At 67.4% G+C, this 12,901-nt stretch carries 12 protein-coding genes and 1 riboswitch; of the genes, 2 read left to right on the top strand and 10 right to left on the bottom strand.

Annotated features, from left to right (window positions below):
- Nucleotides 1-6: 6 nt before the first annotated feature.
- The 7 genes from A7D27_RS03580 to A7D27_RS03610 all read right to left on the bottom strand — a co-directional run bounded on the left by A7D27_RS03580 (nt 7) and on the right by A7D27_RS03610 (nt 6,087).
- Nucleotides 7-531, bottom strand: coding sequence for a TIGR02281 family clan AA aspartic protease (locus A7D27_RS03580; RefSeq protein WP_069560623.1), 525 nt, complete (start codon nt 529-531; stop codon nt 7-9).
- A complete protein-coding gene (locus A7D27_RS03585) occupies nt 528-1,511 on the bottom strand; it encodes an esterase-like activity of phytase family protein (protein ID WP_069560624.1) in 984 nt (327 codons plus the stop codon). The genes A7D27_RS03580 and A7D27_RS03585 overlap by 4 nt, the downstream gene beginning before the upstream one ends.
- The gene (gene parE / locus A7D27_RS03590) at nt 1,508-3,397 is read right to left on the bottom strand and encodes a DNA topoisomerase IV subunit B (RefSeq protein WP_069560625.1); all 1,890 of its coding nucleotides are present in this window, start codon (nt 3,395-3,397) and stop codon (nt 1,508-1,510) included. The genes A7D27_RS03585 and parE overlap by 4 nt, the downstream gene beginning before the upstream one ends.
- Nucleotides 3,398-3,411: 14 nt before the next feature.
- Nucleotides 3,412-4,029 carry a YqiA/YcfP family alpha/beta fold hydrolase gene (locus A7D27_RS03595; protein ID WP_069564098.1) on the bottom strand — a complete coding sequence of 206 codons (618 nt, stop codon included), beginning with the start codon at nt 4,027-4,029 and terminating at the stop codon, nt 3,412-3,414.
- A 59-nt stretch (nt 4,030-4,088) separates the two neighbouring features.
- On the bottom strand, nt 4,089-4,904 hold the full coding sequence (gene cpdA, locus A7D27_RS03600; RefSeq protein ID WP_069560627.1) for a 3',5'-cyclic-AMP phosphodiesterase: 816 nt from the start codon (nt 4,902-4,904) through the stop codon (nt 4,089-4,091).
- A gap of 119 nt (nt 4,905-5,023) precedes the next feature.
- Entirely contained in the window at nt 5,024-5,479 is a 456-nt protein-coding gene (locus A7D27_RS03605) for a DUF1249 domain-containing protein (protein ID WP_069560628.1), read from the bottom strand.
- The gene (locus A7D27_RS03610) at nt 5,470-6,087 is read right to left on the bottom strand and encodes an NUDIX domain-containing protein (protein WP_069560629.1); all 618 of its coding nucleotides are present in this window, start codon (nt 6,085-6,087) and stop codon (nt 5,470-5,472) included. The genes A7D27_RS03605 and A7D27_RS03610 overlap by 10 nt, the downstream gene beginning before the upstream one ends.
- Before the next feature lie 180 nt (nt 6,088-6,267).
- Here A7D27_RS03610 and A7D27_RS03615 point away from each other — a divergent pair, with 180 nt between their 5' ends.
- A complete protein-coding gene (locus A7D27_RS03615; protein ID WP_069560630.1) occupies nt 6,268-7,017 on the top strand; it encodes an RsiV family protein in 750 nt (249 codons plus the stop codon).
- 168 nt (nt 7,018-7,185) lie between these two features.
- On the opposite strand, the gene thiC is transcribed toward A7D27_RS03615, so the two are convergent.
- Nucleotides 7,186-9,069, bottom strand: coding sequence for a phosphomethylpyrimidine synthase ThiC (thiC, locus tag A7D27_RS03620; protein ID WP_069564099.1), 1,884 nt, complete (start codon nt 9,067-9,069; stop codon nt 7,186-7,188).
- A gap of 90 nt (nt 9,070-9,159) precedes the next feature.
- Nucleotides 9,160-9,266: riboswitch (TPP riboswitch) on the bottom strand.
- A 207-nt stretch (nt 9,267-9,473) separates the two neighbouring features.
- Here thiC and A7D27_RS03625 point away from each other — a divergent pair.
- Nucleotides 9,474-10,910, top strand: a complete 1,437-nt coding sequence (locus A7D27_RS03625) for a TolC family outer membrane protein (RefSeq protein WP_069560632.1) — start codon at nt 9,474-9,476, stop codon at nt 10,908-10,910.
- Nucleotides 10,911-10,963: 53 nt separating this feature from the next.
- Here the strand turns inward: A7D27_RS03625 and A7D27_RS03630 are convergent, their stop codons facing one another.
- Together A7D27_RS03630 and A7D27_RS03635 are read right to left on the bottom strand one after the other, a co-directional pair.
- Complete coding sequence (locus A7D27_RS03630) at nt 10,964-11,674, bottom strand: NAD(P)H-dependent oxidoreductase (protein ID WP_069560633.1); 711 nt, start codon at nt 11,672-11,674, stop codon at nt 10,964-10,966.
- Nucleotides 11,671-12,891 carry a pyridoxal phosphate-dependent aminotransferase gene (locus A7D27_RS03635; RefSeq protein WP_069560634.1) on the bottom strand — a complete coding sequence of 407 codons (1,221 nt, stop codon included), beginning with the start codon at nt 12,889-12,891 and terminating at the stop codon, nt 11,671-11,673. The genes A7D27_RS03630 and A7D27_RS03635 overlap by 4 nt, the downstream gene beginning before the upstream one ends.
- Nucleotides 12,892-12,901 lie beyond the last annotated feature (10 nt).

Genomic DNA, 12,901 nt, shown 5'->3' on the forward strand with positions numbered 1-12,901 from the left:
CGTGCCTCACGGTGTCAGGTGTTGGCGCAGCACCAGGGTGCCGTCGCGCTGTGTGAATTCGAGTTGCTTGAGGGCGCTCATGCCGAGCAGCACCTCGTCGCCATCCATGCCGGGGGCGATGATGGCGGGCACCTGGGCAAGGTGGATGTCGCCCAGTTGCAACTCGTCCAGATGGGTGCGATGGCCGGTGGTGCGGCCATTCGCGGTACTCAGGGTGATGGGCTCGCCACGCTTGAGCGCCAGGCGCCGGGCCAGCGCTTCGGGCACGGCAACGGCGGTGGCGCCGGTGTCCAGCAGGAAGGTCACCGCTTGCCCATCGATGCGGCCGTTGGCGAGGTAATGCCCCTGGCTGCCACTGGCCAGGCGCACTTCCACATAGCCATTGCCATGGGTGGAGGTGGGCGCCTGGTTGGGATTGCGCTTGCCGTCTTCCCAGCGGCCGAGGAAATGTGTGGCCAGGAGCATGGCAATACCCCAGGCGAGCACCAGCATCACCCGGCCCACACGCTTGCCCGGCGCCTGCTGGGTCATGGCGCTTCCCAGCCTCCGGTCGGTTTGGCAAAGCGCCAGACGATCGGGCGCGACTCGCCATCGGCGCGCACACTGGAGCCGTTGTCGACGCCGATCCAGGCGCCGTCGGCGTCGACCACCAGCGCCTCGGCCATGCCCCAGTCCACGTCGTAGCGACGGGGCTCGGTGAGGGCTTCGGCGGCGAACGACCAGCAACGCTCCACCAGGCCCTTGGCCGGATCGCGGCGGCAGACCTTGTGGGCATGGCGTTCCAGGGTGAACAGCTTGCCCTTGTACAGCGACAGGTCGGAGAAGTCCTTGGACATCGGCACTGCACGCCCCAGGGTCGGCGGTGGAGTGTCCTCGCCGGACTCGCTGAAGATCACGCAGCCACCGGAGCATGACCAGGTGGACTGCTTGCGGTGCACCACCATCAGCCCGCGACGCTCGCGCTCGGCGGCCAGCCACAGGCGCTCCCCGGCGAGGTCGATGGCGATCCCTTCGAGCAGCGCATTGAAGTGCAGCAGCATGCCGCTGGCGCGGGCCTGGCGGACCAGGCTGTCCGGCAGGCGCAGCCAGTCGGCGGTGCCGTCCGGGCGAACCTGCAGCACGGCGGCATGGGCTTCGCTGAGCAGGTAACGGTTGCCGGCGGCATCACAGGCGATGCCTTCCAGGTCCAGCTCGTTGCCACGGAACAGGTTCATGAACCAGGTGCGCGTGCGCACGCCCCAGGGCAGGCCGCTGGCCGGCGGCGGCGGTGCCTCGAAGGCTTCCGCACGCGCCTGCAGGACACCATCCACCGGTTCCAGCACGAACAGCCGGTCATCGACCCGGTCGGACACGCTCTGCAGCACCTTGCCGCACAGCGCCAGGCCGGAGAGGTTACCGCCATCCAGACCCGCCACCGGGTACTCGGCCACCAACTGCAGCTCTTCCACCGAGGCAGCAGCCCACAGCGACGGAGTGGACAGCAGCAGGGCGAGGAACAGGCCCGCCCTCACACCTGGACCTCGACCAGGTTGCCCTTGGATTCGAGCCAGCTCTTGCGATCGCTGGCGCGTTTCTTCGCCAGCAGCATGTCCATCATCTCGTGGGTCAGACTGCCGTCGTCCAGGGTCAGTTGCACCAGGCGCCGGGTGTTCGGGTCCATGGTGGTTTCGCGTAGCTGCAGCGGGTTCATCTCGCCCAGGCCCTTGAAGCGGGTGACCTGCGGCTTGCCACGCTTCTTCTCGGCCGCCAGGCGGTCGAGGATGCCGTCGCGCTCGGCGTCGTCGAGGGCGTAGTGGACCTCCTTGCCCAGGTCGATGCGGTACAGCGGCGGCATGGCGACGTAGACATGGCCGGCTTCCACCAGCGGGCGGAAATGACGCACGAACAGGGCGCAGAGCAGCGTGGCGATGTGCAGGCCGTCGGAGTCGGCGTCGGCGAGGATGCAGACCTTGCCGTAGCGCAACTGGGACAGGTCACTGGAACCGGGGTCGATGCCGATGGCCACGGCAATGTCGTGGACCTCCTGGCTGGCGAGCACTTCGCCGCCGTCGACTTCCCAGGTGTTCAGGATCTTCCCGCGCAGCGGCATGATCGCCTGGAACTCCTTGTCCCGCGCCTGCTTGGCGGAGCCGCCGGCGGAGTCACCCTCCACCAGGAACAGCTCGGCGCGCATCGGGTCCTGGCCGGCGCAGTCGGCCAGCTTGCCGGGCAGCGCCGGGCCCTGGGTGATCTTCTTGCGCTCGACCTTCTTGCCTGCCTTGAGGCGGCGGCCGGCGTTGCTGATGGCCAGTTCGGCCAGTTGCAGGCCCAGCTCAGGGTGGGCGTTGAGCCAGAGGCTGAAGGCGTCCTTGGCGACGCCGGAGACGAAGGCCGCCGCCTCGCGGGAAGACAGGCGTTCCTTGGTCTGACCGGAGAACTGCGGGTCCTGCATCTTCATCGAGAGGACGAAGGCGATGCGCTCCCAGATGTCCTCGGGTGCCAGCTTGACCCCGCGCGGCAGCAGGTTGCGGAATTCGCAGAACTCGCGCATGGCGTCCAGCAGGCCCTGGCGCAGGCCGTTGACGTGGGTGCCGCCCTGGGCCGTGGGAATCAGGTTGACGTAGCTCTCCTGCAGCGACTCGCCGCCCTCGGGCAGCCACAGCAGGGCCCAGTCCACCGCTTCCTTGTCACCGGCCAGGCTGCCGACGAAGGGCTCGTCGGGCAGGCGCAGGTATTCGCTGACGGCGTCCACCAGGTAGGAGCGCAGGCCGTCCTCGTAGTGCCATTCGACGCGCTCGCCGGCGGCCTTGTCCTCGAAGGTGACCAGCAGGCCCGGGCAGAGCACCGCCTTGGCCTTGAGCACGTGCTTCAGCCGGCTGACGGAGAAGCGGTGGGAGTCGAAGTACTTGGCGTCCGGCCAGAAGTGCACGCTGGTGCCGGTGTTGCGCTTGCCGACGCTGCCGATGACTTCCAGGTCGCTGGCCTTGAAGCCGTCGGCGAAGGCCATGCGGTATTCGTTGCCCTCGCGCTTGACGCGCACCTCCACACGGGTGGACAGGGCGTTCACCACCGAGATGCCCACGCCGTGCAGGCCGCCGGAGAACTGGTAGTTCTTGTTGCTGAACTTGCCGCCGGCATGGAGCTTGGTGAGGATCAGCTCGACGCCGGGCACCCCTTCCTCGGGGTGGATGTCGACGGGCATGCCGCGGCCGTCGTCGATCACTTCCAGGGAGTTGTCCTCATGGAGGATCACCTGGACGCTCTTGGCATGGCCGGCCAGGGCTTCGTCGACGCTGTTGTCGATGACTTCCTGGGCCAGGTGGTTGGGCCGGCTGGTGTCGGTGTACATGCCCGGGCGCTTGCGCACCGGGTCCAGGCCGGAGAGGACTTCAATGGCATCTGCGTTGTAAGTGGCCATGGATTCCCTTTCGTTCAAAGGTCGGAAAAATCGATGTCCCGCCACTGCTGGGCGGGGAAACCGGCATACGCCAGCAGGGCCGGCAAATGGGCGGGGAAGCGCTGGAACCCGTGGTCACCGCCCGCCTCGATGCGCAGGGCGCAGGCACGGTAGAAGCGCTCGGCTTCGCGGTAGTCCAGGGTTTCGTCGGCGGTCTGCAACCAGACCTGGTAGCGGCTGGCGTCCTGCGGGGGAGCCACTTCCAGTGCCGCCAGGGCGTCGACATGGGCCTGGGTGAGCTCCCATTCCTCGCCGCTGTAATAGTTCTTCTGCGGCCCGAGGCGGCCCTCGAACAGCCGGTGCGGGTTCACCGCCGGATTGATCAGGATGGCCTTCAGCCCGTGCCGCTCCGCAAGGTGGGTCGCATAGTAGCCGCCCAGTGAGCTGCCGACCAGCACCGGCCGGCCCAGCTCGGCGAGGGCCGCCTCCAGCTGTTCGATGGCCTGGCGCGGGTCATGGTGCAGGGCCGGCACGCGCAGCCGCTCGGCCAGCCCCATGCGCTGCATCAGGGCGCTGAGCTGGAGGGCCTTGCGGGAGTCGGGTGAGCTGTTGAAGCCGTGGATATAGAGAATGGCGGGGGCGGCGGTGGGCACGTGGCGTCCTGGGGTGTGTGGCTGGCAGTCGTACTTCTTGCCGTGCCTCGGCGCCAAGGTCAATAACCTTTGACGCTGTAGTCCACTTCGAAATCGATTCCGGTGACCCGCGACACGCCGGTCTCCAGGCGGCCATCACCGTGCAGCCTGAGCCAGCGGTAGCCCGGGGCCTCGCCGCCGACCTGGAACTCCTCGCTCCCCGGCGCGAACTGCACGCAGGTGGAGGGCGAGGCCAGCAGACGCACGCCGTCACGCAACTGGTCGAACTCCTGGTGCACATGGCCCCAGAGTACGCCGCGTACATTGCTGAAACGCGCCAGCACCTCGAACAGGGCGTCCGGGTTGAGGACGCCGATGGGGTCCATCCAGCGGCATCCGATGGGCACCGGGTGGTGGTGGAAGCTCACCAGCACATGGCGATCGCCGGCTTCGGTCAGCGCCTGCTCCAGCAGGGCCAGTTGGGCCGGCGGGAAATGCCCGGGCACGGCGCCGCCGATGGTGGAATCCAGCAGCACCACGCGCCAGGCGGGGAAGTCGATCACTGGCTGCAGCAGGTCGCTGCCGCGGCACACCTGCTCCATCACCTGGACCTCGTCGTGATTGCCGGGGAACCAGCGGCACGGCGAGGGGATGCGGGCGCAGAGATCACGGAAGTGGACATAGGACTCGGGACTGCCGTCCTGGGACAGGTCCCCCGTGGCCAGCACCAGGTCGATGGCGGGCTGTTCCTCCAGCACCTGGTCGATGACGCGGCTCAGGCTGTCGTGCGTATTCATGCCCAGCAGCCGTCCTTCTTCTTCGGCGAAGAGGTGGCTGTCGGACAACTGCACGAGCAGGACCGAAGGAGCAGCGGCGTGGCGGTTCGCGCTGGACAAGACAGTCTCCTGGGGGTGAATGCCACGAATTATGGTGGCACAGGCGTGACGTGGTAAACCCGAGAACCGGGAATGGTTCACAGTTAGCGCGCCCCGGGAGATGGGCGGAAAGAAGTTTCCTACAGGACGACGGGTTCGACTTCGTGACCACAGGCCAGGCAGTGGGACAGCCACTCGCCCAGGAAGAGGTTCAGCTGGCTCTTCTCGTCCGGCTGGTGCATGTCGACATTGGGGTAGGGGTAGAAGCTGCGCAGGCGCCGTGCGTTCTCGGCGGCGACCACCTCGGCCATGCGCGCGTCGTGGTACACGCGAACCTCCAGCTGCGGGGACGGCAGCCACGGCAGCGGCAGCTCCTGGCGTACCTTCAGCGTGGTGGTGTAGGGGCACGCCTCCACCACGTCCAGCGCCAGCACCCCCAGCAGGTGCTCGCCCTGGCTCAGGGCCACGCGGCGCGAGGCCTGGGCCTCGCGCATCTGGGGCAGCAACCGCATCAGCCGGGCGTAGTTGGCCTCGCAGGCGGCTTGCAGCCCGGCCAGGTCCACACGGTAGCGGTCGCGCAACAGGTTCACGTCCACATCCCCCGTACTTCGTCGCGGTTCAGCGCCAGCCACTGAAGGGCAATGATGGCGGCAGCGTTGATGATGCGCCCCTCGCGCAAGGCGGCCAGGGCATCGGCGAAGGACAGCACATGGACACGGATGTCCTCACCTTCCTCTGCCAGACCGTGTACGCCACCGGCACCTTCGGCGGTGCAGCGGCCTACGTACAAATGCACGAATTCGTCGGAGCCGCCGGGTGAAGGATAGTAGGCAGTAATGGGCCAGAGGGAGGTCAATGTCAGATCAGCCTCCTCGACGGCTTCGCGCCGGGCCACTTCCTCCGGCTCCTCGGCCTTGTCGATCAGGCCAGCCACCAGTTCGAGCATCCAGGGGTTCTCGCTCTTCTCCATGGCGCCGACACGGAATTGCTCGATGAGCACCACCTCATCGCGGCGCGGATCGTAGGGCAGCACGCAGACGGCATCATGGCGCACGAACAGCTCACGCTTGAGTTCGGGGCCCATCTGCCCGGAGAACTGCCGATGCCGCAGGCGCAGGCGGTCCAGGCGGTAGAAGCCGCGGAAACACACCTCGCGCTCAATCACGTCGATCGCATCGGGGCCGGGTTTGAAGGTGTCTGTCATTGCATCTCGCTCTTTCGGGTGGTCCTGCGTCCGCGCATCCTACTCTGCCGTTTCAGCTTTGCGCAGCCTCTTTGCAGGCGGGCCATGGGCTGGGATCATGCGCCCCTTCTTGCCCGGCGCCGCGAACTCATGACACCGGGAACAGTCGAAAACCGCACCGTCCAGCAGACAGCCGATCCGATGACCGATTCCCTCTCCCTGCGCAAAAAACTGGCGCTCATCGCCCTCACCCTCCAGCTCGGCGCCTGCCAGAGCCTTGCGCCCGACACGGGCCTGAAGGTCGAACGCCAGGCCTGGGAACACCTCAAGCCTGGTTGCCAGGGCGAGAGCTGCCCGCTGGTGAACATCGACGTGGTGCACTTCCCCGACGCACCGGCGCTGGAAAGCCTGGTCACCCGCCGCCTGCTGCAGATGACCCAGGACGCCCCCGGCACGCCGCTACCGGCCTCGCTGGCCTCCTACGAGCGGGACTTCCTCGCCCGTGCCGAACCCGGCTGGGCCAGCTACCTGCAGGCCAAGGTACGCGAGCAGCATGACCAACTGACGATCATCGAGCTCTCCAGCTACCTGGCCACCGGCGGCGCCCATGGCATGCCGGGACGCGGCTTCATCACCTACGACCGCAAGCGCGAGCAGGTGCTGACCCTGCGCGACATGCTGCTGCCCGGCCAGGAAGAAGCCTTCTGGAAGCTGGCGGAAGCGGCGCACCAGCGCTGGCTGGCGGCCAACAAGCTGGACCAGGACGCCGACTTCGCCAGCACCTGGCCCTTTCAGCGCACCGAGCACGTGACCCTGGCCCGTGGCGCGATGCTGCTGAAGTACGACGTCTACAGCATCGCGCCCTACGCCAGCGGGCACCCGGAGCTGACCATTCCCTACCCGCAGCTCAACGGCATCCTCAAGCCGGAGTATTTCCCCGGCCGAGGCTGACCCGCCTGAAGGCGACTGCACGCAGAGCGCTGTTCACGCGGCGGATGCCCCGGTTGAACGTTGGCAAGGCTCACCCCACAAAGCGCGAAGCCGGGCATCAGGCCCGGCTTGCGAAAGAGGAGGGTTCGGGGCGCCGGCGATGCCTGGGGCACGCCGGGCCCGGCTCGGTCAGACCTGTTTGTAGATCACCGAGCCTTCTTCACGAAACCGCCCGGACTGCTCGGCGAACCCGGCCTGGATGGCCTTCTGCTCATCGGTCAGCCCGTTCTCCTTGGCGTAGTCGCGCACTTCCTGGGTGATCTTCATGGAGCAGAACTTCGGCCCGCACATGGAGCAGAAGTGCGCCACCTTGGCCGACTCCTTGGGCAGCGTCTCGTCGTGGAAGGCACGGGCGGTGTCCGGGTCCAGGCCGAGGTTGAACTGGTCCTCCCAGCGGAACTCGAAGCGTGCCTTGCTCAGCGCGTTGTCGCGGATCTGCGCCCCGGGGTGGCCCTTGGCGAGGTCGGCGGCGTGGGCGGCGATCTTGTAGGTGATGATCCCGGTCTTCACGTCATCCTTGTTCGGCAGGCCCAGGTGCTCCTTGGGCGTGACGTAGCAAAGCATGGCGCAACCGAACCAGCCGATCATCGCGGCGCCGATGCCGCTGGTGATGTGGTCATAGCCGGGGGCGATGTCGGTGGTCAGCGGGCCGAGGGTGTAGAACGGCGCCTCGTCGCAGCATTCCAGCTGCTTGTCCATGTTCTCCTTGATCAGGTGCATGGGCACGTGGCCGGGGCCCTCGATCATGGTCTGCACGTCGTGCTTCCAGGCCACCTTGGTCAGCTCGCCGAGGGTCTCCAGCTCACCGAACTGCGCCGCGTCGTTGGCGTCGGCGATGGAGCCGGGGCGCAGGCCATCGCCCAGCGAGAAGCTGACGTCGTAGGCCTTCATGATTTCGCAGATTTCCTCGAAGTGGGTGTAGAGGAAATTCTCCTGATGATGCGCCAGGCACCACTTGGCCATGATCGAACCGCCACGGGAGACGATGCCGGTGACGCGCTTGGCGGTCAGCGGCACGTAGCGCAGCAGCACGCCGGCGTGGATGGTGAAATAGTCCACGCCCTGCTCCGCCTGCTCGATCAGGGTGTCGCGGAACAGCTCCCAGGTCAGGTCCTCGGCGATGCCGCCGACCTTCTCCAGGGCCTGGTAGATCGGCACGGTGCCGATGGGCACCGGCGAGTTGCGGATGATCCACTCACGGGTCTCGTGGATGTGCTTGCCGGTGGACAGGTCCATCACCGTGTCCGAGCCCCAGCGGATGCCCCAGGTCAGCTTGGCCACCTCTTCCTCGATGGAAGAGCCCAGGGCCGAGTTGCCGATGTTGCCGTTGATCTTCACCAGGAAGTTGCGGCCGATGATCATCGGCTCCAGCTCCACATGGTTGATGTTGGCGGGGATGATGGCGCGGCCGCAGGCGACTTCCTCGCGGACGAACTCGGGGGTGATCTCCTTCGGGATGGCGGCGCCGAAGCTGTGCCCCGGGTGCTGCTCCTTAAGCAGGCCGGCCTCGCGGGCCTCGGCCAGCTTCATGTTCTCGCGGATGGCGACGAACTCCATCTCCGGCGTGATGATGCCCTTCTTCGCGTAGTGCATCTGCGTGACGTTGTGCCCGGCCTTGGCCCGGCGCGGGTTGCGCACGTGGGCGAAGCGCATGGCCGACAGCTCGGCGTCCGCCAGACGGCGCTGGCCGAACTCGGAGGTCAGGCCCGGAAGGCGCTCGGTGTCGTTGCGGTCATCGATCCAGGGGCTGCGGATGTCCGCCAGGCCCTTGCGCACGTCAATGGCGACAGTCGGATCGGTGTAGGGGCCGGAGGTGTCGTAGACGGTCACCGGCGCGTTGATCTCGCCACCGAAGGCGGTAGGGGTCACGTCCAGGGCGATCTCGCGCATGGGCACGCGGATATCGGGGCGCGAGCCCTGTACATAGACCTTGTGGGAACGGGGAAACGGCTGGACGGATTGCTGATCGACCTGGGCGCTCTCGCTCAGGTTTCGTTGTTGTTTTGCGGTCATCGGCAGGCTCCTGGGTGATGTCGGAGCGAACCTGAAAGGCAGAGTGCACCTGGGCCGGTGCCGAGAGGGACCTCTCCGGAGTGCAAGGCGGGAGAGGCACATCTTGTTCCCTACGCAGGCCTTAACCTGATCAGGTTCAACGGGATCCGGAACTTTCCGATCTCAGCCTCCGATTCGAGGCACCCCGACAAGAACTCGCGCAGTCTAATCAACCCCGCCGCCACAAACCAAGCCCGCGCCGGTAAATAAATGACCCGCGCGTCAGGAAGTCCGCCGGGAACATCATTGTTCCGGGCAGGCAACATAACGTCCGGCAAACTACACTCAGCCCGCCTGGCGGTTGTCTTGACCGCGTACCATGGCACCCGTAGCCTTGCCCGACCCCACTGAATCCAGGATTGATCATGCTGCGCAGACTCTCACTGGCTGTTGCCGTGGCCTCCGCATTCGCCGGAACCGCCTGGGCAGCCGACGCCCCGCTGTCAGCCAAGACGGACCTTGTAACCGTGTACAAGGATGCGGTCGACAACAACGCCGACCTCGCCGCCGCCCGCGCCAACTTCGAAGCCCAGCGCGAGGCCGTGCCCCAGGCACGTGCCGGCCTGCTGCCGCAGATCAGTGGCGGCGCCACCGCCAACGACACCCGCACCAAGCTGGACGAGCCCTCGGCCACCAGCTCGCGCAGCGGCATCGTCTACCAGGCCAGCCTCAGCCAGCCGATCTTCCGCGCTGATCGCTGGTTCCAGCTCAAGGCTGCCGAAGCCAGCACCGAGCAGGCCTCCCTGGAGTTCTCGGCGACCCAGCAGAACCTGATCCTGCAGACCGCCGAAGGCTACTTCGCCGTGCTCCGCGCCCAGGACAACCTCGCCTCCACCAAGGCCGAGGAAGCCGCCTTCAAGCGCCAGCTCGACCAGGCCAACGAGCGCTTCGACGTGGGCCTCTCGGACAAGACCGACGTGCTCGAAGCCCAGGCCGGCTACGACACCGCCCGCGCCAACCGCATGATCGCCGAGCGCAACGTGGAGGACGCCTTCCAGGCGCTCATCACCCTGACCAACCGCGAATACGCCGCCCTCGAAGGCATCCAGCACACCCTGCCGGTGGTGGTGCCCAGCCCCAACGACGCCAAGGCCTGGGTCGACACCGCCGCCCAGCAGAACCTCAACCTGCAGGCCAGCAACCACGCCGTGGACGCCGCCGAGGAAACCCTGCGCCAGCGCAAGTCCGGCCACGCCCCGACCCTGGATGCCGTCGCCCAGTACCAGAAGGGTGACAACGACAGCCTCGGCTTCACCAACAGCGGCAACAGCGCCGTGCGCTACGGCAGCGATGTCGAGCAGCGCACCATCGGCCTGCAACTGAACATCCCGATCTACAGCGGCGGCCTGACCAGCTCCCAGGTGCGCGAGTCCTACCAGCGTCTGAGCCAGACCGAGCAGCAGCGCGAAAGCCTGCGCCGCCAGGTGGTGCAGAACACCCGCAACTACCACCGCGCGGTGAACACTGACGTCGAGCAGGTGAAGGCCCGCAAGCAGTCGATCATCTCCAACCAGAGCGCCCTGGAAGCCACTGAAATCGGCTACCAGGTCGGCACCCGCAACATCGTCGACGTGCTGGACGCCCAGCGCCAGCTTTACAGCTCCGTGCGCGACTACAACAACGCCCGCTACGACTACATCCTCGACAACCTGCGCCTGAAGCAGGCCGCCGGCACCCTCAGCCCGGCCGACCTGGAAGCCCTGGCCGGCTTCCTCAAGGCGGACTACGACCCGGACAAGGACTTCCTCCCCCCGGACCTGGCCAAGGCGGCGGAAGCCAGCCTGCGCAACAAGGCCGACTGACAGGCCCCATGAAAAAGCCCGGCACATGCCGGGCTTTTTCGTTCCTGGACCGTTCAGCCCTCTGCGGGCAACGGGTACAGCCGCGTGTCGAACTGGTCGAGACGGGGGAAGACCAGCGCTGCGTCCTGCTCGATCCCGGCGAGCCGCGCCTGGTACGCCTGCAGGTAGCCGGCCCGCACGTCGTCGCTCACATAGGGCACGTGCCAGGCGACGAACGGCGGCAGCACCGTCATGCCGGTGTAAGCCAGCGTGCCGCGCAGGACCGGTCGCAGCATGTCCTCCAGCGGGCCGTGGATCGCCCCCGGGCCGAACATGTGGTCGCGCCCGCCCAGGGTCAGGGTCAGCAAGGCGCGCTTGCCCGCGAGCCCGCCCTGGTCGTAGAAGCGCTTGCCGCCGTAGCAGATGCCGGAGACCAGCACCCGGTCGAACCAGCCCTTGAGGATGGCCGGCACGGAGAACCAGTAGACCGGGAAGTTGAAGATCACCAGGTCCGCCCACAGCAGCTTGTCCAGCTCCTCGCGGATGTCGGCGGCCAGGGTCCGGGCCGTTACCGCCTCGCGCTGCTCCAGGGCGTACACCAGATAGTCCGGGTTGCGCCGTTCGAGGAAGTCCGCCTCGCTGGCCACGGGGTTCCAGTTCATCCCATACAGGTCCGACACCTTCACCGCGTGGCCCTGCTCCCGCAGCGTCTGCTCGGCGAGCCGGCACAGCGCGGCGCAGAAGGAGCGCGGTTCGTTGTGAGCGTGGACGATCAATACATTCATGCGAACTCCCGTCGCGCAGGGTCATTGGAAGAGGACGCACCCTGCTCAAGCACCTCGGCCGCGCAGCGTGCGATGCGGCGACAGGCCTCGCGCAGGGGCTCGGCGCCCAGCACCAGGCCCAGGCGGATGTGCCCGGCCGCACTGGGGCCGAAGGCTTCGCCGGCCAGCACCGAGACCCCGTGGCCGTCCAGCAGGCGGTCGGCGAAGGCCTGGGCGGAGAGCCCGGTGGCGCGGATGTCCACCATCACGAACATGCCCCCGTCGGGCCGCAGGGCACGCACGCCGGGGCAATCGGCCAGGCAGTCGAGCACCAGGTCGCGGCGCTGGCGGTAGGCCTCGCGCATGGCCTCCAGCTCCGGCAAGCGGGCCTCCAGCGCGGTGCAGGCGGCGTCCTGGATGAAGTCCGGCGAGCCGTAGAGCATGCACAGGGCCAGGTTCTCCAGGTGCCCACAGAGCGCCCGCGGCCCCACCACCCAGCCCACGCGCCAGCCGGTCATGGCGTGGGACTTCGACAGGCTGTTGAGAGTCGCCGTGCGCTCGGCCATGCCCGGCAGGCTGGCGGGGCTGATGTGCTCGCCCTCGAACAACAGCTCGCTGTAGACCTCGTCGGAGATCATCCACAGGTCGTGCTGCACGCACAGCTTGGCGAGTGCTTCCCAGGTGGTGCGCGGCAGGCTGGCGCCGGAGGGGTTGTGCGGGCTGTTGATCGCCAGGGCGCGGGTACGCGGGGTGATCCGCGCCGCCACGTCCTCGGCCTGCACGCGGAAGCCGTGCTCGGAGCGCACCGGGACCGGCACGACGGTGGCGCCACAGGCCCCGAACACCGCCTCGTAGGTGACGTACATCGGCTCGGCGACGATCACTTCATCGCCGGGGTTGAGCACGCATTGCGCCACGGCGTAGAGCGCGCACTGGGCGCCGGCCAGCACCACCACGTCATCGCCGGTGACGGCCTGGCCGCTGCGCTGGCTGTGACGACGGGCGATGGCTTCGCGCAGCGAACGCTTGCCGCGCACGTCGGCGTAATGGGTGTTGCCGGCCAGCAGGCTGTCGATGGCCGACTGCACGATGGGCACCGGCGTGTCGAAGTCCGGATCGCCAACGGACAGCAGCAGGATGTCGTCGCCCTGCTCCATACGCGCCAGGGCGCGGTAGTGGATGTCCCAGGCGGCGGCACCGTCGCCGGCGATGCGTTGGGTGAAGTTCGAGTAGCGCATGGGCAGCTCC

The sequence above is a fragment of the Pseudomonas sp. 1D4 genome (genome assembly GCF_001728925.1).
In the GTDB taxonomy this organism is placed as follows: Bacteria; Pseudomonadota; Gammaproteobacteria; order Pseudomonadales; family Pseudomonadaceae; genus Metapseudomonas; species Metapseudomonas otitidis.